General features: G+C 67.8%; 20 protein-coding genes. 12 read left to right on the forward strand and 8 right to left on the reverse strand.

Annotated elements, in window-relative coordinates:
* The first annotated feature begins 91 nt into the window (after window positions 1–91).
* Window positions 92–1882: a hypothetical protein gene (locus G154_RS23175; protein ID WP_023985546.1), complete on the forward strand. Its 1791-nt coding sequence runs from the start codon at window positions 92–94 to the stop codon at window positions 1880–1882.
* A gap of 77 nt (window positions 1883–1959) precedes the next feature.
* On the opposite strand, the gene G154_RS23180 is transcribed toward G154_RS23175, so the two are convergent.
* The 3 genes from G154_RS23180 to G154_RS23190 all read right to left on the reverse strand — a co-directional run bounded on the left by G154_RS23180 (window position 1960) and on the right by G154_RS23190 (window position 4552).
* Window positions 1960–3006: an NAD(P)-dependent alcohol dehydrogenase gene (locus G154_RS23180; RefSeq protein ID WP_019513621.1), complete on the reverse strand. Its 1047-nt coding sequence runs from the start codon at window positions 3004–3006 to the stop codon at window positions 1960–1962.
* Window positions 3007–3183: 177 nt separating this feature from the next.
* Window positions 3184–3459 carry a YciI family protein gene (locus G154_RS23185; RefSeq protein WP_019513620.1) on the reverse strand — a complete coding sequence of 92 codons (276 nt, stop codon included), beginning with the start codon at window positions 3457–3459 and terminating at the stop codon, window positions 3184–3186.
* Window positions 3460–3469: 10 nt separating this feature from the next.
* A complete protein-coding gene (locus tag G154_RS23190) occupies window positions 3470–4552 on the reverse strand; it encodes an ABC transporter substrate-binding protein (protein ID WP_019513619.1) in 1083 nt (360 codons plus the stop codon).
* 175 nt (window positions 4553–4727) lie between these two features.
* Here G154_RS23190 and ctaD point away from each other — a divergent pair, with 175 nt between their 5' ends.
* A complete protein-coding gene (ctaD, locus tag G154_RS23195; protein WP_036480509.1) occupies window positions 4728–6473 on the forward strand; it encodes a cytochrome c oxidase subunit I in 1746 nt (581 codons plus the stop codon).
* 38 nt (window positions 6474–6511) lie between these two features.
* Window positions 6512–7771: a phosphoserine phosphatase SerB gene (gene serB / locus G154_RS23200; protein WP_019513617.1), complete on the forward strand. Its 1260-nt coding sequence runs from the start codon at window positions 6512–6514 to the stop codon at window positions 7769–7771.
* Between the two features lies 1 nt (window position 7772).
* On the opposite strand, the gene G154_RS23205 is transcribed toward serB, so the two are convergent.
* Window positions 7773–9218 (reverse strand): PLP-dependent aminotransferase family protein, encoded by a 1446-nt coding sequence (locus G154_RS23205; RefSeq protein ID WP_023985548.1) that lies wholly within the window; start codon window positions 9216–9218, stop codon window positions 7773–7775.
* Window positions 9219–9280: 62 nt separating this feature from the next.
* On the opposite strand from G154_RS23205, the gene G154_RS26875 reads away from it, so the two are divergent.
* The 8 genes from G154_RS26875 (at window position 9281) to G154_RS23245 (ending at window position 15607) form a co-directional block, all read left to right on the forward strand.
* Window positions 9281–9433 (forward strand): hypothetical protein, encoded by a 153-nt coding sequence (locus G154_RS26875; protein ID WP_165589062.1) that lies wholly within the window; start codon window positions 9281–9283, stop codon window positions 9431–9433.
* The gene (locus tag G154_RS23215) at window positions 9430–10200 is read left to right on the forward strand and encodes a YitT family protein (RefSeq protein WP_019513614.1); all 771 of its coding nucleotides are present in this window, start codon (window positions 9430–9432) and stop codon (window positions 10198–10200) included. Before G154_RS26875 ends, G154_RS23215 begins: the two co-directional genes overlap by 4 nt.
* The gene (locus G154_RS23220; protein ID WP_019513613.1) at window positions 10149–11003 is read left to right on the forward strand and encodes an ABC transporter ATP-binding protein; all 855 of its coding nucleotides are present in this window, start codon (window positions 10149–10151) and stop codon (window positions 11001–11003) included. Before G154_RS23215 ends, G154_RS23220 begins: the two co-directional genes overlap by 52 nt.
* A 61-nt stretch (window positions 11004–11064) precedes the next feature.
* On the forward strand, window positions 11065–11907 hold the full coding sequence (locus tag G154_RS23225; RefSeq protein WP_019513612.1) for an NUDIX hydrolase: 843 nt from the start codon (window positions 11065–11067) through the stop codon (window positions 11905–11907).
* Complete coding sequence (locus G154_RS23230; RefSeq protein ID WP_019513611.1) at window positions 11904–12620, forward strand: enoyl-CoA hydratase-related protein; 717 nt, start codon at window positions 11904–11906, stop codon at window positions 12618–12620. The genes G154_RS23225 and G154_RS23230 overlap by 4 nt, the downstream gene beginning before the upstream one ends.
* Before the next feature lie 9 nt (window positions 12621–12629).
* Window positions 12630–13667, forward strand: coding sequence for a class I SAM-dependent methyltransferase (locus G154_RS23235; RefSeq protein ID WP_019513610.1), 1038 nt, complete (start codon window positions 12630–12632; stop codon window positions 13665–13667).
* A 1-nt stretch (window position 13668) separates the two neighbouring features.
* Window positions 13669–14838, forward strand: a complete 1170-nt coding sequence (locus G154_RS23240; protein WP_019513609.1) for a hypothetical protein — start codon at window positions 13669–13671, stop codon at window positions 14836–14838.
* 64 nt (window positions 14839–14902) lie between these two features.
* Entirely contained in the window at window positions 14903–15607 is a 705-nt protein-coding gene (locus G154_RS23245) for an esterase (RefSeq protein WP_019513608.1), read from the forward strand.
* A gap of 7 nt (window positions 15608–15614) precedes the next feature.
* Here the strand turns inward: G154_RS23245 and G154_RS23250 are convergent, their stop codons facing one another.
* Window positions 15615–16856, reverse strand: a complete 1242-nt coding sequence (locus G154_RS23250; protein ID WP_019513607.1) for a PQQ-binding-like beta-propeller repeat protein — start codon at window positions 16854–16856, stop codon at window positions 15615–15617.
* 95 nt (window positions 16857–16951) lie between these two features.
* Between G154_RS23250 and G154_RS23255 the strand changes: the two genes are divergently transcribed.
* Window positions 16952–17689: an acyltransferase gene (locus G154_RS23255; protein WP_023985551.1), complete on the forward strand. Its 738-nt coding sequence runs from the start codon at window positions 16952–16954 to the stop codon at window positions 17687–17689.
* Between the two features lie 13 nt (window positions 17690–17702).
* On the opposite strand, the gene G154_RS23260 is transcribed toward G154_RS23255, so the two are convergent.
* The 3 genes from G154_RS23260 to G154_RS23270 form a co-directional block, all read right to left on the reverse strand.
* Entirely contained in the window at window positions 17703–18497 is a 795-nt protein-coding gene (locus G154_RS23260; protein ID WP_019513605.1) for an SRPBCC domain-containing protein, read from the reverse strand.
* A gap of 78 nt (window positions 18498–18575) precedes the next feature.
* On the reverse strand, window positions 18576–19802 hold the full coding sequence (locus G154_RS23265) for a glycosyltransferase family 4 protein (RefSeq protein ID WP_019513604.1): 1227 nt from the start codon (window positions 19800–19802) through the stop codon (window positions 18576–18578).
* A 97-nt stretch (window positions 19803–19899) separates the two neighbouring features.
* Window positions 19900–21423, reverse strand: a complete 1524-nt coding sequence (locus G154_RS23270; RefSeq protein ID WP_235215556.1) for a glycoside hydrolase family 57 protein — start codon at window positions 21421–21423, stop codon at window positions 19900–19902.
* Window positions 21424–21425 lie beyond the last annotated feature (2 nt).

The raw sequence follows: 21425 nt of genomic DNA on the forward strand, positions 1-21425 counted from the left end.
ACCGTGGGCGAACAGTTTCGGCGAAGTGTCTACACAGGTGTCAAAAAGGGCTAGCTTGACGGGTGTCCAGCTAGTCATTCTTGGAGGCAGTATGTCGCACATTTCGGCGTGGATGGGTGCTGGTGTGGTCGCAGCGGGGGTGTCCGCCGCAATGATCGCCGGAGCAGACGTGGCCAGCGCAGACACCGGAAGCGACGCCTCGTCGGACTCGTCTGCGAGTTCCTCCGATGGTGACCGGACACCTGCGGGTGGTACGCGAGCGGTATCCGGCAGCGACGCGTCCGAGAAGGCATCGGACACCGACACCGATTCCGGTGACGGCACCGATAGCGATGCCGACCTCGATGGCGAGCTGGACAACGACGCGGCCGTCGACGCCGAGGACGATCCCCTGGTGGACGACGACGCCCTGGTGGACGACGACGCCCTGGTGGACGACCACGCCCTGGTGGACGACGCCCTGGTGGACGACAACGTGAGCGGGTACGAGCCATCGGGGGCGGGCGGCAGAGTCATCGACTCCGGGGAGCCCGCGGACGTCGACGTCGACGTGGAAAGCCCGGCCGCTTCCGAGGTCGGGCACGGCCCGTCCGCGGTCACCGAAGGGTCCGGCACCGGCGAATCGGTCGTGGTGGAATCCGCGGTCGTGCGATCCGATGGTGACGGCACCGATCCCGCAGCGAAGGTGTGGACCCCGAACGTGGTGCCGGCGGCGGCATCGACGGCGGCGGCCATCACCTCCGCGACGGTGAGTTCGGCAGCGGCGGTACCGCAGCGGTCCCTACTGGACATCATCGCGTCGTTCGTCTTCGACTTCGTCGGGGCGGCCGTGACATTCATCGCCGGACCGCCGGTCGCACCGCGCGGCAGCACGGTCACGGTGAAGACCTCGACGTTGGCGATCGACGGCCAGCACACCGTGCCCGCCCACTGGTACTACCCCGCGGGTGATGTGCCGCCGGAACGGATCATCTACCTGCAGCATGGCTTTCTCGGTGTCGGTGCGATGTACAGCTACACGGCGGCGAACTTGGCCGAGAGCACCAACAGCATCGTCGTGGTGCCGACATTGACCTCGAACCGCTACGTCGAGGACGGATTCTGGTTGGGCAGCGACGTGGCGCTGCGGGCCACGGCCGCACTGTTTCTCGGTGACCGGGAAGCCTTGACCGCCAGTGCAATTGCCGCCGGGTTTGCCGAGCGATATGGTGCCGGGACAGCCCTGCCGGACCGGTTCGCCTTGGTGGGGCACTCGCTCGGCGGCAATCTGGTGGCGGGCGCCGCGGGTTACTACGCCGACGCCGTCACCGCCGGCGGGCACACCAGTAACCTGGCCGGGGTGATCCTGCTCGACGCGGCACCGCAGGGCAGTGTGCTCTCCGATGCGCTGGTCAAACTGGACAGCATCGGCAGCTATGTCCCCGTCTTGGAACTCGGTGCCCCCAAGGAGCCCCGCCGGGTGGACGAGGCCCTGAACACGCACCGGCCCGGAACGTTCAACGGCATCGTGCTGGAGAACGGCAAGCACCTGGATTCGATGGATGGCGGCACCTGGCTGATCCAGTTCATCTCGCATCTCTACCAGGGCTTCCCGACGGCCCAGAACCAGGCGGCGGCGCAGGTGATCGTCGACGGCTGGGCGAAGGACATCCTCGACGGCCGGATCGACCCGCTGACCGGCCGATGCAGCGGCGCGGAGTGTGCCGGCATCTACGGCGATCCGGGCCAGATCCTGGATCTGGAGACCTCGGCCGGGCCGACACGCGGTTCGGTGATCGGCTCCGCCGTGCCGGTGCGAACGGCGGAGTTCCAGCCGGTCCCCGTGACGGCGACCGTCGCGACACGCTGGCCGGCGGGCCGGAACCTGATGTTGAGCATGTGATTTCGCGCGGCCGGACCGCGCTGGAGACAGCGAGCGCCCCGCCGATGACGACATCGGCGGGGCGGCTCGGGGGAGTGCTAGATCGTGGCGGTGTCGATCACGAACCGGTACCGCACATCGCTGGAGAGCACGCGGTCCCAGGCCTCGTTGACGTAGGACGCCTCGATGACCTCGATCTCCGGGGTGACGCCGTGTTCGGCGCAGAAATCGAGCATCTCCTGGGTCTCCGGGATACCGCCGATCATCGAGCCGGAGATGCTGCGTCGGCCACCTGCCAGCGGGAAGAAGGGCACCTCGAGCGGATGCTCGGGCGCTCCCAGCTCGACCAGCGTGCCATCGATCTTGAGCAGCGAGAGGTACTGACCGAGATCGAGATTGGCCGATACGGTGTTCAGGATCAGATCGAACTTGCCGGCCAGCTTGCTGAAGGTGTCGGGATCGCTGGTCGCGTAGTACTCGTCGGCGCCGAGTCGCAGGCCGTCTTCCATCTTCTTGAGCGACTGGCTGAGAACGGTCACCTTGGCGCCCATCGCGTGGGCCAGCTTGACGCCCATGTGGCCGAGGCCGCCGAGTCCGACGATTGCGACCTCCTTGCCGGGGCCGGCGTTCCAGTGCTTCAGCGGGGAGAACAGCGTGATGCCCGCGCACAGCAGGGGAGCGGCCTTGTCCAGCGGAATGCTGTCCGGGATGCGCAGGACGAACTTTTCGTCGACGACGATGGCCTGGCTGTACCCACCCTGGGTGATGGTGCCGTCCCGGTCGGTGGCGCCGTAGGTGCCGATCATGCCGGTGCCCAGGCAGTACTGCTCCAGGCCCGCCGCGCAGTTCTCGCAGTTCTGGCAGGAGTTCACCATGCAGCCGACGCCGACGTGGTCGCCGACCTTGTACTTGGTGACCTCCGAGCCGACCTCGGTGACGACGCCGGCGATCTCGTGACCGACGACGAGCGGGTAGCTGGGGGTGCCCCACTCGGCCTTGGCGGTGTGGATGTCGCTGTGACAGATGCCGGCGAACTTGATGTCGAAGGCCACATCGTGCGGGCCGACGTCACGGCGCTCGATGGTGGTCTTGGCCAGCGGATCTGTCGCGGAGGTGGCGGCGTAGGCGGAAACGGTTGTGGTCATCGAATAATCCTCTTCACATGCGTCTTTTCGTATGGTCACGTGCGAATTCGTGCATCTTCACCCGACAGTAGTGAACTCAGCACAAGCGGGCACCGAGAAGTGCCCTCGCAAAATCACAACGACTCAGGTGCCGTGTCTAGTCCCGCCGCCGGCTGTGAATTCGGTAAAAGAATCCGGTCAGAGTCCGGGTGCCCGGAATCCGGCGTTGAAACTGACCCGCTCGTAGCGGGCCACGCCGGCCAGGGTGTAGGGGTCGGCGGCGGCGATGGCGTCGGCCTCCTCGGCCGACATGTCCGCGGCGACGAGCACCGCGCCGTCCTGCGATTCCAGCCGGCCGGCCAGCAGAATCCGGCCTGCCTCGACCTCGCCCTTCAACCATTCCAGGTGGGCCGGACGGCTCTGGTCGATGACGTCGAGCGGTTTCAGATAGGTGATGTTGAGGACGTGGAACACGTCGCCAAGACTAGTTGATGGGGGCATTGAGCCAGCGCAGGTCGTCGATGATGCCGCGCGCGGCGACGACACCCTGCCCGGTCTGCCACACCTCGTTGTTGACCGCGAACACCCGGTCGTCCCGGTTGGCCGACAGCTTGCGCCACGCGGCGCTGTCGAGTACCCGCGGAGCCGCGTCCTTAGCGGCCGCGGAGTCGAAGGACAGGTAGACGATATCGCCGTCGGCGGCCGACAGATCGGTGTCGTCGGAGAGGTCGCTGATATCGATCTCGACGTACGGGCGGTCGGTGAATCGTTGTGCGGCAGGGCGGTCGACGCCCACGGCGGCCAGCACCGAGGCGGGGAAGTTGGCGGCCCCATAGACGCGCACGGTGTTCTCGGTGAACTGCACGATCGAGGCCTGGAAGTGGCCGGCGTCGATGCGTCGGCCCGCCTCCTCGGCCGTGCGTCGGAACTCGCCGAGGATCGCATCGGCGGCCCCGGAACGTCCTGATGCCGCGGCGACCGTCCGCAGGGTCTCCTGCCAGTCCGCCGCGGTGCCGGTGAACACCGTCGGCGCGATCGCGCCGAGCGCGTCGAACCCTTCGAGGCTGTGGCCGGCCGAGGCGAGGATCAGATCGGGGTTGGCGGCGCGGGCGGCCTGCATGTCGGTGATGACAGGTGCGTTGTGCAGGACGGTACCCAGATAGGACGGCTGGGGCGCGGCGGTGCCGACCACACGGCCCTGCAGCCCGAGCGCGCACAACGCGTCGAGCTGACCCGGAGCGAGCGCGAGGAGCCGTTGCGGATCCCCGCGCACTTCGGTGACCGCCGGTACGGCCGGGGCCGTGGCGTCTTGCGGCGGGGCGTTGCGCACCGGGCGGGCGGCATCGACGGCGCCGGGTCCGGTGCCGGCCGGTTCGGCGGCGCAGGATTCGTCCGGCTTGCGTTGGTTACCGAGTACGCCGGCACTGGCGATCCGCGTCGTGCTCGTGATGGGGGCGTCCGGGCCGGGGGTGCGGGCGGGCTCGGTGCCTCCGCAGCCGGTCAGCAGGACCAATGTGGCGGCGGCACCCGCGGCGAGCAGGCCTGTGCGCGCAGAGGGGAACAGCACGCCGCCGACGGTATCAATGTCGGCGACGGGTCCGGCGGATCCCGCGCTCGGAGGGTTCCGACAAGCGAATACGACACTTTGTAGGACACCCATGTCGCAGCCGACCGGGATGAGGATAAGATCACCCACAGAACAGTGCCGGGATCTGACCCGTCGACTTTTTATGGAGGATCTGTTGGTAGCCGAAGCGCCCCCAATCGGAGAACTCGAGGCACGGCGTCCGTTCCCGGAGCGCATGGGGCCCAAGGGCAACCTGATCTACAAGCTGATCACGACGACCGATCACAAGTTGATCGGCATGATGTACTGCGTCGTCTGCTTCATGTTCTTCTTCGTCGGCGGCCTGATGGCCCTGCTGATGCGTACCGAGCTCGCCATGCCGGGCCTGCAGTTCCTCTCGAATGAGCAGTTCAACCAGCTGTTCACCATGCACGGCACGGTGATGCTGCTGTTCTACGCAACCCCGATTGTGTTCGGTTTCGCGAACCTGGTGCTGCCGCTGCAGATCGGCGCGCCGGACGTCGCCTTCCCGCGGCTGAACGCCTTCTCGTTCTGGTTGTTCCTGTTCGGCGCGCTGATCGCCATGGGTGGTTTCATCACCCCCGGCGGTGCCGCCGACTTCGGCTGGACCGCGTACTCCCCGCTGACCGACGCCATCCACTCCCCGGGCGCCGGTGGCGACCTGTGGATCATGGGCTTGGCCGTCGGTGGTCTGGGCACCATCCTCGGTGCCGTCAACATGATCACCACCGTGGTCTGCATGCGTGCCCCCGGTATGACCATGTTCCGGATGCCGATCTTCACCTGGAACATCCTGGTGACCTCGATCCTGGTGCTGCTGGCCTTCCCGCTGCTGACCGCGGCGCTGTTCGGCCTTGCCGCCGACCGTCACCTCGGCGCGCACATCTACGACCCGGCCAACGGTGGTGTGTTGCTGTGGCAGCACCTGTTCTGGTTCTTCGGCCACCCCGAGGTGTACATCATCGCGCTGCCGTCCTTCGGCATCGTCTCGGAGATCTTCCCGGTCTTCAGCCGCAAGCCGATCTTCGGTTACACCACCCTGATCTACGCGACGCTGGGTATCGCGGCGCTGTCGGTCGCGGTGTGGGCACACCACATGTACGCCACCGGCGCGGTGCTGCTTCCGTTCTTCTCCTTCATGACGTTCCTGATCGCCGTTCCGACGGGCATCAAGTTCTTCAACTGGATCGGCACCATGTGGAAGGGACAGCTGACCTTCGAGACGCCGATGCTGTTCTCGGTGGGCTTCCTGATCACCTTCCTGCTCGGTGGTCTGTCGGGTGTGCTGCTGGCCAGCCCGCCGCTGGACTTCCACGTGACCGACAGCTACTTCGTCATCGCGCACTTCCACTACGTGCTCTTCGGCACCATCGTGTTCGCCACCTACGCGGGCATCTACTTCTGGTTCCCGAAGATGACGGGCCGGCTGCTCGACGAGCGCCTCGGCAAGCTGCACTTCTGGCTGACCTTCATCGGCTTCCACCTGACCTTCCTGGTGCAGCACTGGGTCGGTGACGAGGGCATGCCGCGTCGCTACGCGGACTACCTGCCCAGCGACGGCTTCACGACGCTGAACGTCATCTCGACCATCGGTGCGTTCGTGCTCGGCATCTCGACGCTGCCGTTCGTCTGGAACGTCTTCAAGAGCTGGCGCTACGGCGAGCCCGTCGTGGTCGACGACCCGTGGGGTTATGGCAACTCGCTGGAGTGGGCCACCTCGTGCCCGCCGCCGCGGCACAACTTCACCGAGCTGCCGCGCATCCGGTCGGAGCGTCCCGCGTTCGAGCTGCACTACCCGCACATGGTCGAGCGGATGCGCGCCGAGGCGCACATCGGCCGGGCACACGGACCCGACGACGGTGATGTCACCCGGATCGACGACGTAGAAGTTCGCAGCTGACCCGATAGCCGATCCGAGGCATTTCAACGGAGGTAATTGTGCCGACGGCCTCGCAGTCAGTCGACGCTGCGCGCGGACGTTCCTCGCTGCTGATCACCGTCACCGGTGTCGATCAGCCGGGTGTGACGTCAGCATTGTTCGAGGTGCTCTCCCGGCACCGTGTCGAGCTGTTGAACGTCGAGCAGGTCGTCATCCGCAACCGGCTTACACTGGGCGTCCTTGTCTCGGTGGACACCCCGGTCGCCGACGAGGCCCGGTTCTCCGACGAGATCCGCGTCGCGATCCACGGCGTGGGACTCGACGTCACCATCGAGCGCAGTGACGACAAGCCGGTGATGGTGGAGCCCTCCACCCACACCATCGTGGTGCTCGGTCGGCCGATCACCGCCGAGGCGTTCGGGGTGGTGGCTCGCGAGGTCGCCGACCTCGGGGTCAACATCGACTTCATCCGAGGCGTCTCGGACTACCCGGTGACCGGCCTGGAACTGCGTGTCTCGGTTCCGCCGGGCGCGGTGTATTCCGAACTGCAGAACGCGATGGCGCGCACCGCTGTCGACCTCGGTGTGGACATCGCGTTGGAGGACTACAGCCTGTCCCGGCGCACCAAGCGCCTCATCGTCTTCGATGTCGATTCCACCCTGATCCAGGGTGAGGTCATCGAGATGCTGGCCTCGCATGCAGGCGCGGAGGCCGCGGTGGCCGAGGTGACCGAGGCGGCCATGCGCGGCGAACTGGATTTCGCCGAGTCACTGCACAAGCGGGTGGCAACGCTGGCCGGGTTGCCTGCCGAGGTGCTCGACGATGTCGCCGAACAGATCGAGCTGACCCCGGGGGCGCGTACCACGATCCGCACCCTGCGCAGACTCGGGTATCACTGCGGCATCGTCTCCGGCGGTTTCCGTCAGGTCATCGATCCGCTGGCGCACGAGCTCAAGCTGGACTTCGTCGCCGCCAACGAGCTCGAGATCGTCGATGGCAAGCTGACCGGTCGGGTCGTCGGCACCGTGATCGACCGGCCCGGCAAGGCCAAGGCGCTGCGTGACTTCGCCGAGCAGGCCGGCGTGCCGATGGCCCAGACGGTGGCCGTAGGCGATGGCGCCAACGATATCGACATGCTGTCCGCGGCCGGTCTGGGTGTGGCGTTCAATGCCAAGCCCGCATTGCGCGAGGTCGCCGACGCGTCGCTGAGCCATCCCTACCTGGACACGGTGCTGTTCCTGCTGGGCGTCACCCGCGGTGAGATCGAGGCCGCCGACGCCGTCGACGGGACGGTCCGGCGCGTGGACATCCCCGGATAACTCAGACCACCACCGCGTGGGTTTCGGGGGCCACCGACACGCCGGTGATCGACCGCCACGCCCGAGCCATCAGGTCGACGGCCGCCTCCAATTGTGGTTCGGGCAACGCATAGGGCACCCTGATGAAGCGTTCCAGGGTGCCGTCGACGCCGAAGCGCGGGCCGGCGGGCAGATCGAGACCGAGCCGGGATGCCGATGCCGAGAGTGCGGTGCTCATCGGCGACGGCAGCTGCACCCATAGCGACATTCCGCCGCGGCCCGGGCCCGGACGCCAATCGGGAAGCTCGCGTGCCAACAGGTCGATCAGGAACTGCCTTCTCTTGCTCAGTATTTCGCGTCGCTCTGGCAGGATGTGCTCGCGGATCCGCAGCAGCCGCGCTGCCGCCAGTTGCTCGAGGATGGGGGTGCCCAGGTCGACTGCCGCGCGGGTGGCCGCGACGGCGGCCAGGGTGGCCGGTTCGGCACGGATCCAGCCCACTCGCAGGCCGCCCCAGAAAGATTTCGACATCGATCCGATGGTCAGCACCAACTCACGGCGCTGGGTCATCGCCGCGGCCAGGGGAGCCGGCGGTGCGGCGTCGAGCCACATGTCCATGATGGACTCGTCGATGACGGTCCGGGTGCGGGTCTCGGAAATGATGTGGCCCAGTCGTTTTCGTTGATCCTCTGGCATGGTGAAGCCGGTCGGATTGTGGCTGTCGAGGACGAAGTAGGCCAGTACCGGGGCCAGTTGGCGGATCGCGGCGTGCACTGCGTCCAGTTCCCAGCCGCTGTCGTTGTGCGCCACCGGCACTGCTCGTGATCCAGCGGCCGAGATGGCTGCGAGTGCGCCGTGGTAGGTCGGCTGTTCGACCAGCACCCGGTCGCCGGGTTGGGCGAACGCGGCGAGGATCAGTCCGATGGCATGTTGGGCGCCGGTGGTGATCATGATCTGCGTTGGATCGGTGGGAAGCCCACGGGCGGTGTATCTTTCGGCCACCGCTTCGCGCAGTGCGTACACCCCGGACAGTTCGTGGCCGACCTCGGCCAGATAGGGGGTGATATCGCGGGCGGCCTCGGAGAAGGCCTCGCGCACCGCCGTACTGGGCGCCGAGAGGGCAGCGGCGGCCAGGCTCACCGTCGGTGTGCCCGCGTCGGTGGGCAGTGTGGGGCGGACAGGCAGGGCGGCCGTGCTGCGCGCGCCGCGCCGCGCCTGCAGATACCCGTCTTCGCGGAGTGCGGCGAAGGCGGCGGTGACGGTGGTGCGCGACACCCTGAGCGCGTCGGCGAGTGCGCGTTCGCTCGGTAGCCGGGACCCAACCGGGAGGCGCCCGTCGACGATGAGCAACCGGACCGCATCGGCCAGGCCGAGGTAGGCGGGACCGGTCGAACTGGATGTGCGCCAGTTGCCGAGTTCACGGGCCAGAAGATCCACATCGAGCGCTCTGGACCCCATATCAATCGACATGGAAGCCAGTATTCGTCAACTGGCTATTGATCGGCAAGCCATTGACGCCGGAAGATCGCACCGTGAGAGAGAACTGGATGTCTTGGATGGCGGGGAAGTACCGGCGCTCGGGCGTCCGCAACCCGCGGCGGTTCGGCGACGTGGACAACGCGGATGCCCGCCGGGTGCGCAACGAACTCGACGCAATCCGCGCACGATTCCCTGACCACGCATGAGCACCCGCGTCGGAAACACTCCCCGGAACGGCGCGCTCCTCCCCGCCGGTCTGCTGCTGCTGGGCCTTGTCGGTTACGGCTTCTCGATGGCCGTTATGGTGCAGGCCGGATTGGGACTCGACCCGTGGGACGTCTTCCACCAGGGCCTCAGCCGACACACCGGGCTGACCATCGGAACGGTGACGGCGCTGGTCGGCATCATCGTGCTGCTCGCCTGGATTCCGCTGCGCAACCGCCCAGGTGTGGGCACCGTCGCCAACGTCATCGTCATCGCCGTGACCGTCGACGTCGGTATCGCGCTGCTGCCGGCGCCGACCGATCTTCGGGTGCGGGTGGCCATGATGCTCGCGGCGGTGGTGCTCAACGCGGTGAGCACGGTGCTCTACATCGGCGCCGGACTCGGACCCGGACCGCGCGACGGGCTGATGACCGGCTTGGTGGCGCGTACCGGACGGTCGGTGCGGCTGGTCCGCACCGCCATCGAGTTGACGGTGTTGACTCTCGGCTTCCTGCTCGGCGGCACGGTCGGTGTCGGCACGGTGATCTATGCCTTCGGTATCGGCCCGCTGGTCCAACTGATGTTGAGATCCATGCCGAGGCGTCTGCTGTTCCATGATTTCGGCGCACGAGCCGTCGAGCGAGGCGATGCGGAAACAACTCTCGGTGGCGCGGGGCGTACCCCGGCGGTCGATCCGGGCGACACTACGATGAGCGGGTGCCAGCAGACGAGCCGACCGCAGCCGAAGTCCCCGGGGAAGACCTGCTGATCGAATTCGCCAAGGTCACCCTCCGTCGCGGCGGCAAGACCCTCGTCGGGCCCATCGACTGGGCCGTCGAACTCGACGAGCGGTGGGTGGTGATCGGGCCCAACGGCGCGGGTAAGACCTCGTTGTTGCGCATCGCCGCGGCCATCGACCATCCCTCCTCGGGGGCGGCGTTCGTACTCGGTGAGCGGCTCGGTCGCACCGATATGGCGGAGTTGCGGTCTCGGGTGGGGTTGAGTAGTTCGGCTCTGAGCCAACGGATCCCCGATGACGAGATCGTGCGGGATCTGGTGGTCTCGGCAGGTTACGCGGTGCTGGGGCGCTGGCGTGAGAAGTACGACGACGTGGACTACGAACAGGCCGTCGACATGCTGGAGAGCCTGGGTGCCGAGCATCTGGCCGACCGCACCTACGGCACGTTGAGCGAGGGGGAGCGCAAGCGGGTGCTGATTGCCCGCTCGCTGATGACCGACCCGGAATTGCTGCTGCTCGACGAGCCCGCCGCGGGTCTGGATCTCGGGGGCCGTGAGGAACTGGTGGCCCGGCTGGCTGACCTGGCAGCCGATCCCGATGCCCCCGCCATCGTGCTGGTGACCCACCATGTCGAAGAGATCCCGCCCGGCTTCTCGCACTGTCTGCTGCTCTCCGAGGGCAGCGTGGTGGGGTCCGGTCTGCTCTCCGATGTGCTGACATCGGAGAATCTGTCCGCGGCGTTCGGGCAGTCCATCACCCTGGACTACATCGACGGCCGGTACTTCGCGCGGCGCACCCGCAGCCGCGCCGCACACAGGAGGCGCGCCACATGAGCGAAGCTTGCGAGCGAATCATCGGCATCGAATGCGCCGACCGAGCCTGCGAGGTGGGTGCATGAGCGATAAGTCGGACCCGCTGGTTCCCCGGCCCGCGTCCACGGTGATGCTGCTGCGCGATCAGGGCACGGCCGAATCGCTGGAGGTCTTCCTGATGCGCCGGCATTCGGCGATGGATTTCGTCGCCGGGGTGATGGTCTTTCCCGGCGGGGGTGTCGATGAACGTGATCGCGGGACGGGTATCGCCTGGTACGGCCCCGAACCGTCCTGGTGGGCCGAGCGGATGAACGTCGATGTCGACCTGGCCGAAGCGCTGGTCTGCGCGGCGGCGCGCGAGACGTTCGAGGAGTCCGGGGTGCTGTTCGCCGGGGCCGCCGACGATTCTGATGTGCTCGTCGACGATGCGTCGATCTACCGTGAGCAGCGAGCGGCGCTGGCCAACAACTCGCTGTCCTTCGCCGACTTCCTGCGCGATGAGCAGCTGGTGCTGCGGGCCGATCTGTTGCGGCCGTGGGCCAACTGGGTGACTCCGGTGGAGGAGCGGACCCGCCGCTATGACACCTATTTCTTCGTGGGTGCGCTCCCGGCGGGCCAGCGGGCCGACGGCGAGAACACCGAGAGTGACCGCGCGTTCTGGTCCAGCCCGCAGGCCGCCCTCGACGAGTTCGCCGAGGGCCAGTCGTTCCTGCTGCCGCCGACGTGGTCGCAGCTCGACTCGCTCAACGGGCGCACGGTGGCCGAGGTGCTGGCCACCGAACGCGCGATCACGCCGATGATGCCGACCCTGTCCGCCGATGCGGCCGGCGGTGATTGGAACATCGAGTTCTTCGACGGTGCGCGCTACAACGAGGCGCGCAACCGGCGCGCCCCGGGCGACCAGCAGGGCGCGCCGAGTACATGAGCGAGTTTGTATCCGCGGCGGGCCGCGAGTTTGTATCCGCGGCGGTCAGTGACGGCGTCGGCACGCTGGTGATGTCCCGGCCGCCGACCAATGCGCTGACCCGTCAGATGTACCGCGAGCTCGCCGACGTCGCCGGTGAGCTCGGCCGTCATCCGCAGGTGCGCGCTGTCATCCTCTTCGGCGGTCACGAGGTGTTCAGCGCCGGTGACGACATTTCGGAGCTGCGCCGCCTGGCACCCGCCGATGCGCGCAGTGTGACCATGGCCTGCCGAACGGCATTGGACGCGGTGACCGCCATCCCGCAGCCGACGGTCGCCGCGGTCACCGGCTATGCGCTGGGATCGGGGCTGGCGCTGGCGTTGGCCGCGGACTGGCGGGTGGCCGGTGACAACGTGAAGGTCGGCGTCACCGAGGTCCTGGCCGGGCTGCTTCCCGCCGCGGGAACCGATCGGCTGGTCGCGGCGATCGGTGCGGCGCGGGCCAAGGACCTGGTGTTCAGCGGCCGGTTCGTGGGTGCCGAGGAGAGCCTGACGCTCGGGCTGGTCGATGAGCTGGTGGCTCCCGACGGTGTCTACGACGCCGCGCTGAGCTGGGCGCGCCGCTACCTGGAGGCGCCGGCGCATGTGCTGGCAGGCGCCAAGGCGATGATCGATGGCGCCGGTGAGGGCGTCGAGCGCTACGTCGAGGTCTTCGGGGCGGGCACCGGCAGTTAGGCTGCCCATATGACGAGCACGGACCACACTCCCGCCGAGGCACTCGCCGCCGCCGACGGAGAACTCACGCCCGATGTCGCCGCCGGAGCGGCTCCGGAGCCCAACCCGCACGCCACCGCCGAGCAGGTCGAGGCGGCCCTCAAGGACACCAAGCTGGCCCAGATCCTGTACCACGACTGGGAGGCCGAGACCTACGACGACAAGTGGTCGATCTCCTATGACCAGCGCTGCATCGACTATGCGCGCGGTCGCTTCGACGCCATCGTGCCCGAGCACGTTCAGCAGGAACTGCCCTATGACCGCGCCCTCGAGCTGGGCTGCGGCACCGGATTCTTCCTGCTCAACCTCATCCAGGCCGGGGTGGCACGGCGCGGCTCGGTGACCGACCTGTCCCCGGGCATGGTCAAGGTCGCCACCCGCAACGGGCAAGGACTCGGTCTGGACATCGATGGTCGCGTCGCCGACGCCGAGGGCATCCCGTACGAGGACAACACCTTCGACCTCGTGGTCGGGCACGCGGTGCTGCACCACATCCCGGACGTGGAGAAGTCGCTGCGCGAGGTGGTCCGGATCCTCAAGCCCGGTGGGCGGTTCGTCTTCGCCGGTGAGCCGACCAGCGCGGGCAATGTCTACGCGCGCAACCTCTCGACGCTGACCTGGCACCTGTCGACGAGCATCACCAAACTGCCAGGGTTGGAGAACTGGCGCCGTCCGCAGGAGGAACTGGACGAGTCGTCACGGGCCGCGGCGCTGGAGGCCGTGGTGGATCTGCACACCTTCGATCCGCAGGATCTGGAGCGGATGGCCACCAATGCCGGTGCCGTCGAGGTGGCCACGGCCAGCGAGGAGTTCACCGCGGCGATGCTGGGCTGGCCGATCAGAACCTTCGAGGCGTCGGTGCCGCCGGGCCGGCTGGGGTGGGGATGGGCGAAGTTCGCGTTCAACAGTTGGACGACGTTGAGCTGGGTGGACGCCAACGTCTGGCGCAAGGTCGTGCCCAAGGGCTGGTTCTACAACGTGATGGTCACGGGCACCAAGCCGTTGTGATGTGGCGGTAGCTTTCTCTCTCGACGACGTCGCCTACCTCGTTGGTGACGACGGGCGTCGAGCGCTTGCCGAGATCGCCGAGTTGTCGTTGGGCGATGCCGGCCGGGTGGCCGATATCGCCTCGGTGCGTGGACGTTTCGGCGATCGCACGGCGGTGCTGGTGGAGACCACGCTGCTGCGGCGGCGGGCGCAGACCAAATTCGCCGACGCGTCGTCGTGGTTGTTCACCGATGACGCCATGCAGCAGGCGACCGCCGAGCCGGTGGCGCTGCACCGGGCCGAGCGGCTGGCGGGCATGAGTGTCCACGATGTGACGTGCTCGGTGGGTGCCGAGCTGGCCGCGCTCCTACCGCGAGCCGAATCGGTCCTCGGCAGCGATCTGGATCGGGTGCGGCTTGCCATGGCGCACAACAACGTTCCCGAGGCGGCCGTGGTGCTCGCCGATGCGCTCGTCCCGGTGAGTCGTGACACCGTGGTGCTCGCCGATCCCGGAAGACGTGCCGGCGGGCGCCGACGGTTCGATCCACGGGCCTATACGCCACCGTTGGACGCCTTGCTGGAGGTGTATCGGGATCGGCACATCGTCGTGAAGTGCGCTCCGGGAATCGATTTCGGCCAGCTCGATGAATTGGGGTTCACCGGTGAGATTGCGGTGACGTCATGGGGTGGCAGCGTGCGGGAGGCCTGCCTGTGGTCCGCCGGTCTTGCCGCGACCGGGGTGCGCCGGCGGGCGGTCGTCCTGGATCGGGCCGAGGAGGTGACCGATGCCGATCCCGACGATTGCGCAGTCGGACCGGCCGGCCGGTGGATCATCGATCCGGACGGGGCGGTGGTGCGTGCCGGTCTGGTGCGCCAGTACGCCACGCGGCACGGGTTGTGGCAACTCGATCCAGATATCGCCTATCTGTCCGGGGACGCGCTGCCGGCGGGGGTTCGCGGATTCGAGGTGATCGCCGAGATCGGATTCGACGAGAAGCGGTTGCGCCGCGAACTGGTGTCACGTGACTGCGGTGCGGTGGAGATCCTGGTCCGCGGCGTCGATATCGACCCGGACGTCCTGCGGCGGCGGTTGAAACTGCGGGGCGCGTCTGCGCTGTCGGTGGTGCTCACCCGCATCGGCACCGGCGCGGCCAGTCGCGCGGTGGCATTCATTTGTCGTCCGTCGCGATAGTGCCACAGGTAATCTTGGTGTCGGCGGCGCCTGTGCCGCTCCAGTTCCCCGGAGGATCTCCCAGATGCGTGTACCCCCGCTGGCCGTCACCGTGCTGGCAGCAACCACCACGGCCCTGCTGGGCATCGCGGGTGCGCCGGTCGCCGCAGCTGCGCCGCCGGGATGCAGCGACGTCGACGGTGTCCTGGGACCCGACTCGATCTGCACCATTGCCCAGACCGATCCGGCCTACACGCTCAACATCTCATTTCCCGCGAACTTTCCCGATCCCAAACCGGTGATCGAGTACGTCAAGCAGACCCGTGACGGCTTCCTCAACGTCGCGAAGTCCCCGGACTTCCGCGGGATGCCCTACGAACTGGACACCACCACCGTCCAGTACAGCTCCGCGGTCCCGCCGCGGGGAACCCAGTCGGTGGTGTTCACCACCTACCAGAACGTCGGTGGTGCCCATCCTCAGACGTTCTACAAGTCGTTCAGCTGGGATCAGGCGTATCGCAAACCGATCACCTTCGAGAAGCTCTTCCGTGAGGGCGTCGACCCACTGCCGGTGATCTTCCCGGTGGTGCAGGCCGATCTGGCACGGCAGTCCGGTTTGCCCGATCCGGTGTTACCGGATGCGGGTCTGGACCCCGCCAACTACCAGAACTTCGCCATCACCGACGATGCGGTGATCTTCTTCTTCAGTCAAGGTGAGTTGCTACCCGAATCGGCGGGCGCCGTTCAGGTTTCGGTGCCGCGCGCGACGGTGGCCCCGCTCCTGGCCTGACGCGAGCCTAGGCCGGAGCGAAGCTGTAGATCTGGCCTGCGCTGGTGGTGACGACCACCCGGCCGTCATGACCCACCGACACCCCCAGCGGCGCACCGTTGGCCTCCGGCAGCGGGTACTGGTTGAGCGTGCGTCCGTCGGCGGTGTCGAATACCAGCAGTGCCTGCCCGGCATCTCCGTCGCGGATCACCGCGTATCCGGTGCCGCCGCCGCTCTGCGTCGACGTCGTCAACGGTTCGACATCGTCACGACTCCAGGCGATCTCTCCGCTGTCGGTGACCGACACCAGACGCGAGCCGGGTCCTCCGCCGGCGATGATGTGTCCGTCGGGAGTCACCGACGGCGGAGTCCGCGGGGTGGAGTCCAGTGCCACCGACCATTTCGCGCTGCCGTCGGCCGTGTCGATCGCCCACAGTCGGTGGTCGCGGCCGGTGACGTAGGCGATGGTGCCGTCCGCCGAGAGCACCGGGCTGGCGATCGGTCCGCCACCGACGGCGGTGCTGGTCCACGCCGTGCTGACCATCGCGGTGGCATCCGGGCGATACTTCAGCCCGGTGAGGACCGGGGCGGGGGCCCCGGGTTGCCAGAGCCCGGCGACCAGGATGCCGGTGTCGGTGCTGAACGCCGGCGCCGCCGCCACCGGGCACCCGCTGCGCGCGGTGACGCAGTCGTCGAGTCCGCGTTGCGAATCGGTGGGATCGACACCGGCGACCAGATCCAGCGGCGTGCCGATGACGGTTCCTCGGTGTGCGTCGAACACCAGCACCTGGCCCAGATGGGTGAACACCAGCAGATGTCCGGGATCGAGCAACCGCGGTGTCATCGGCATGCCGATCACCGGCTGCCGCCAGCGGATCCACTGGGTCGGCGGGAACGACATGATCGCGCCGGGCTGGCCGATGTAGAGATTGTCGAAGCCGTCGAACAGGGGGCTGGACAAGCCGCCGCCCTGCCACAGCCGGGTGCACCACCGCTGCCGGCCGTTGTTGTCGTTCTCCCACACCATCAACGAGCAGCCGTCCGAGGTCTGGCCGTTCACCGCCAGATAGGCACCCGAACCCAGGGCGGCCTGCGCACCCAGCTCGCCCTTGACCGAGCGCTCCCAATCCAGGCTCAGGTCCCTGGCGCCGTCGACGGGGCTGTAGCTGCTGTTGGCGGCGTCGGCGTACTGGGCCGACCATCCGGTCGCGGGATGGGCCTCGACCCAGGAGTCGGTGTTCGCGCACGCCGAGACCAGCAGTGTGGTCATCGACAGGACGGCAGCAAGCCGGCGCGCAGATTTTCGGAGTGCAGGCATCGAGTCCCGAGACTAGCCCGTGGCGGCCTCGCGTAGGCTGACCGGCCATGACGACGATGTGGGGCGCGCCGTTGCACAAGAGGTGGCGAGGTTCGCGGCTGAGCGATCCGCGCCAGGCTCGGTTCTTGACCCGCGATTCACTGCGCTGGGTGCTGGCCAACAAGGCGTACACGCCGTGGTACCTCGTGCGGTACTGGCGCCTGCTCAAGTTCAAGCTGCGCAACCCTCACATCATCACCCGCGGCATGGTGTTCCTCGGCAAGGGCGTGGAGATCGAAGCCACGCCGGAGCTGTCCACCATGGAGATCGGCCGCTGGGTACACATCGGCGACAAGAACACCATTCGATGCCACGAAGGATCACTGCGCATCGGCGACAAGGTCGTCCTCGGCCGTGACAACGTCATCAACACCTACCTCGACATCGAACTGGGCGATTCCGTACTGATGGCCGACTGGTGCTACGTCTGCGATTTCGACCACAAGATGGACAGCCTCGAACTACCGATCAAGGACCAGGGCATCATCAAGAGCCCGGTGCGGATCGGTCCGGACACCTGGGTGGCGGCCAAGGTGAGTGTGCTGCGCGGGACGTCGGTGGGCCGCGGTTGCGTGCTCGGTGCGCATGCGGTGGTCAAGGGGGAGATCCCGGACTACTCGATCGCTGTCGGGTCGCCGGCCAAGGTGGTCAAGAACCGCAAGGTCGCCTGGGACGCGTCGGCCGCCGAGCGTGCCGAGCTGGCCGCCAACCTGGCCGATATCGAACGCAAGAAGGCCGCTCGCTGACGGCACGGCCCGATCAGCCGAAGGTGTGCTCCAGCAGCCGCTGCCACGCGGTGCGGGTGACCTCGGCATCGTGGTGCGCGTCCTCGCCGTAGAAGAACGCGTCGAGGCTCACCACCGCTTTCCCGCCCGGTGCGGACATGCCGAACAGCACGAGGCCGGGGAGCGGCTCGGCCAGACGCACCAGCACCTGGCGATGCTGATCGTCCTGCTGGACCCGCTCCACCTGCCCGTTGATGTTGTCGATCGTGATGCCGACCGTGCGCAGATCACCCACGTCGACACCGTGCAGGTGCATGGCCTCGGTGAACCGCTTCCAGGTTTCGTACGGGAAGTCCCGGGATGTCGATGAGAGGTGATGGCCCACCGCGTGGCGGCCGGCGAAATGCCGCAGATAGCTGCCCAGCACCGCGAAATGCCCCGTCCAGCCCGCTTCGAAGCCTTCGAGGTCGGTGTCCCAATCGGTGCGATCGGTCACCAGCGAGTGGGCCATCGCGATATCGCAGCGTCCGTCGAGTCGGTCGGTCACGGTGATCTGTGTGGTCAGCGGCGGAGCATCACCGGACCAATCGCGTTCGATGTAGCCGAAGCGGCGTGGCGGATCCCACTCGGTGACCTCACCCGCCGAATTGCCGGCGGGCCCGAAGTCGAATCGGATTGCCCCACCGACCTTCTCCTCGATCTCGGTGCGGGTGAACCAGGCCGAGTTGCCCGCGCCGGTGGCCAGCGCGTGCCAGACCTGCTCGGGACCGGCATCGACGGTCAACCCCAGCTCGATCCAGCGCTTCTCGTCGTCGTGGCGCACCGGCATACCACCAAGCCTACGACCGGGAACGGGATATGGCGCCGGTTGATTCAGTCCGGGGACCGAGGTGTTCGCGAGCGCGGATCAACCGTAGTCGGGCAGCGGACGCTCGACGATCAGCCGGCGCGGCTGCGGCTGGCGTTCGCCGCGCTTGGCGGCGAGGTAGACCTGCGCGGTGTGGTCGGCGACGGTCGGCCAGGAGAAGTCACCGAGCCGGTCCCGGGCCGCCAGCGCGCGCTGCTGTGCGGCGGTGGGATCGTCGAGCACCCGGCGCACTGCATCCGCGAGTGCGGCGACATCGCGCGGCGGGCAGGACACCCCGGTGATACCGTCGATGACGGCCTCGCCGAGACCGCCGATATTCGAGGTGACCAGTGGTGTGCCGGTGGCCGCAGCCTCCAGGGCGACGATGCCGAACGGCTCGTAATGCGATGGCAGCACGGCGACATCGGCCTTGTGCAGCAACCGAACCAAGCCCTCGTGGTCGACGCGTCCGATGAACTTGGTCGCCTTGAGCACCTTGTGCTTGCGGGCCTGGGCGCTCAGGAAATCCAGCTGGGTGCCGTCCCCGGCAATGGTCAGCGTGGTGCCCGGGTGGGTTCGGCGGATGCGGGGTAGTGCCGCGATGGCGTCGTGAACGCCCTTCTCGTATTCCAGCCGGCCGAAGAACAGCAGCTCGGGCGCGCCGTCGTGCGGGCGACGCGTGGCGAACGGCCAACCGTCGGTGTCGATCCCGTTGGGGATGACCGTCGTCTCGGCCAGGCCCGGTCCGAACAGTTCGGTGATCTCCTCGCGCATGGACGCCGAACAGGTGATCAGCGAATCGGATTCGTGCACGAGCCACGATTCCAGGGCGTGCACCTGTCGGCTGACCGCGCCGGAGACCCACCCCGAGTGTCTACCGGCCTCGGTGGCGTGGATCGTGGAAACCAAAGGCACGTCGAAGAATTCGGCCAGCGCGATCGCCGGGTGCGCGACCAGCCAGTCGTGGGCATGCACCAGATCGGGCTGCCAGTCACGCAGGGTGAGCCCCGACCGGATCATCGAATGTCCCATGGCCAGCGTCCAGGCCATCATGTCGGTGCCGAAGGCGAATTCGTGTGGATCCTGGGCGGCGGCGATGACGCGCACGCCCTCGGACATCTCGTCGGTGGACGGGTGGGTGCTCGGGTCGGTACCGGTAGGCCGGCGCGACAGCACCACGACCTCGTGGCCGGCGTCGACGAGTTCGGTGGCCAGATGGTGCACATGCCGGCCGAGCCCACCGATGATCACCGGCGGGTACTCCCAGGAGACCATCAAGACCTTCATCGTCGGGCACCTCCGACGGCGTGCGAGCGTGCGTCGACTCTGGGCGGAACATGGCGTGTCGGGCTGCCGACGCGCACGCTCGCCGGGAAGGAGGCGGTCATTGCGGCAGCCTCCGGGCGTCCAGTGCCCCGAACAGTCCGTCGGCGCGGTTCCAGTCCTCGGCCAGCCGCTGGGCCTGGGGACGGCGCCCGGAGGCCAGCGCGGCGCTGATCTCGCGGGTGGCGTGGGCATGCAGATGCGCCCGATATCGGGCGTATTCGGCGGCCGAGTCCTTGCTGACCATGAAGGGCCAGTCGCTGGAGACCGTGAGCAGCGTTTCACGCAGGATCTGGTCGGCGACCACATCCCGTCCGCCCGCGTCGGGGTGCATCATCGCCTTGTCGACCGCGGCCAGTGCGGTGTCGACGACCTCGGCGTTGAGCTGGACCAGATCGGTGACCTTGGGGCCGTTCCAGACCTGCCAGTCCTTACCGGAACCCCATGAGCTGGGCGGCAATTCGACCGGCCCGCCGACGAAGCCGTCGGCGATGGCATCGGCGAGGGTGCCGACGCGGATACCCGCGGCGGGCAGCGCCCGCAGCAGCCGCTCCAGCCATTGCGGGCCTTCGTACCACCAATGCCCGAACAGCTCGGTGTCGAAGGCGGCCACCACGTGCGCCGGACGCCCGATCCGGTCGGACTCGTCGATCAGCCTGCGCCGCACCACCTCGACGAAATCGGCGACGTGCACATCGATCGCGCGGTCGGCGCGCTCGGGGTCGTACGGCGCCTTGGCCTCCGATGCCACGTTGCGCCCGGTCACCCTGGCCGGCTTGAGGCCGGTGAGGTGGTCGTAGGTGTGGAAGTCCCGGTAGGCGGCGTGGCCGGGATAGCCGGATTTGGGGGACCAGACCCGATAGCTGACCTGGAGGTCGCGGCCGAAGGCCACCACGTCGCTGTCGCCGACGGTGCGCCCCAGCGCGGTGTCGCCGTGCAGCGAGGGGCCGTCGACCATGAAATGGCCGACACCGGCTGCGGCATAACCGATTTCCATTCCCGGTGCGTAGGCGCACTCGGGGGCCCAGATGCCGGTCGGGGTGTGGCCTATGCGGTGCCGGGCATCGGCGAGGCCTTCGCGCAGCGCGAACTCGCGCAGCCGCGGGTTGAGCAACGGCTGGAACGGGTGCGCCAGTGGACCGCCGAGCAGCTCGATGGTGCCGGCCTCGACGAGTGGGCGCAGCAGCGGGCTGCCGCCGTGCCGCCACAGCGTGGTGAAGTCGGACATCGCCGCGGTGGCGGCGTCGTATTGGCGGATCCCGAACTGCCGCATCGCTTCCGGCGATGCGTAGCCGGTGTCGGGACCGCTGCTGACCGTGGTTGCCTCCTGAGCGCGCAGCTGCCAGTTGGCCAGCCAGTGGTGCATGCCGGTCAGGCAGTAGGGGTCGTCGAGTTGGGCGGTGACCACCGGTGTCATGCCGAGCGACAGCAGGTGGCCGCGGCCCTCGTCGGCCAGGGTGCGCAGAACCCGCACCAGCGGCAGATAGCAGGCGGCCCAGGACTGGTAGAGCCACTCTTCGCCCACCGGCCAGCGGCCGTGATGGGCCAGCCACGGCAGGTGCGTGTGCAACACCAGCGTGAACATCC

This window comes from Mycobacterium sp. VKM Ac-1816D (assembly GCF_000416385.1).
GTDB classification, from domain to species: domain Bacteria; phylum Actinomycetota; class Actinomycetes; order Mycobacteriales; family Mycobacteriaceae; genus Mycobacterium; species Mycobacterium neoaurum_A.

What these genes read in the sequence shown, in the direction of transcription:
- G154_RS23175 (WP_023985546.1), top strand. Translation starts at nt 92, where the DNA reads ATGTCGCACATTTCGGCGTGGATGGGTGCTGGTGTGGTCGCAGCGGGG.
- G154_RS23180 (WP_019513621.1), bottom strand. Translation starts at nt 3,006, where the DNA reads ATGACCACAACCGTTTCCGCCTACGCCGCCACCTCCGCGACAGATCCG.
- G154_RS23205 (WP_023985548.1), bottom strand. Translation starts at nt 9,218, where the DNA reads ATGTCGATTGATATGGGGTCCAGAGCGCTCGATGTGGATCTTCTGGCC.
- G154_RS23215 (WP_019513614.1), top strand. Translation starts at nt 9,430, where the DNA reads ATGAGCACCCGCGTCGGAAACACTCCCCGGAACGGCGCGCTCCTCCCC.
- G154_RS23225 (WP_019513612.1), top strand. Translation starts at nt 11,065, where the DNA reads ATGAGCGATAAGTCGGACCCGCTGGTTCCCCGGCCCGCGTCCACGGTG.
- G154_RS23230 (WP_019513611.1), top strand. Translation starts at nt 11,904, where the DNA reads ATGAGCGAGTTTGTATCCGCGGCGGGCCGCGAGTTTGTATCCGCGGCG.
- G154_RS23235 (WP_019513610.1), top strand. Translation starts at nt 12,630, where the DNA reads ATGACGAGCACGGACCACACTCCCGCCGAGGCACTCGCCGCCGCCGAC.
- G154_RS23245 (WP_019513608.1), top strand. Translation starts at nt 14,903, where the DNA reads ATGCGTGTACCCCCGCTGGCCGTCACCGTGCTGGCAGCAACCACCACG.
- G154_RS23250 (WP_019513607.1), bottom strand. Translation starts at nt 16,856, where the DNA reads ATGACCACACTGCTGGTCTCGGCGTGCGCGAACACCGACTCCTGGGTC.
- G154_RS23255 (WP_023985551.1), top strand. Translation starts at nt 16,952, where the DNA reads ATGACGACGATGTGGGGCGCGCCGTTGCACAAGAGGTGGCGAGGTTCG.
- G154_RS23260 (WP_019513605.1), bottom strand. Translation starts at nt 18,497, where the DNA reads ATGCCGGTGCGCCACGACGACGAGAAGCGCTGGATCGAGCTGGGGTTG.
- G154_RS23265 (WP_019513604.1), bottom strand. Translation starts at nt 19,802, where the DNA reads ATGAAGGTCTTGATGGTCTCCTGGGAGTACCCGCCGGTGATCATCGGT.
- G154_RS23270 (WP_235215556.1), bottom strand. Translation starts at nt 21,423, where the DNA reads ATGTTCACGCTGGTGTTGCACACGCACCTGCCGTGGCTGGCCCATCAC.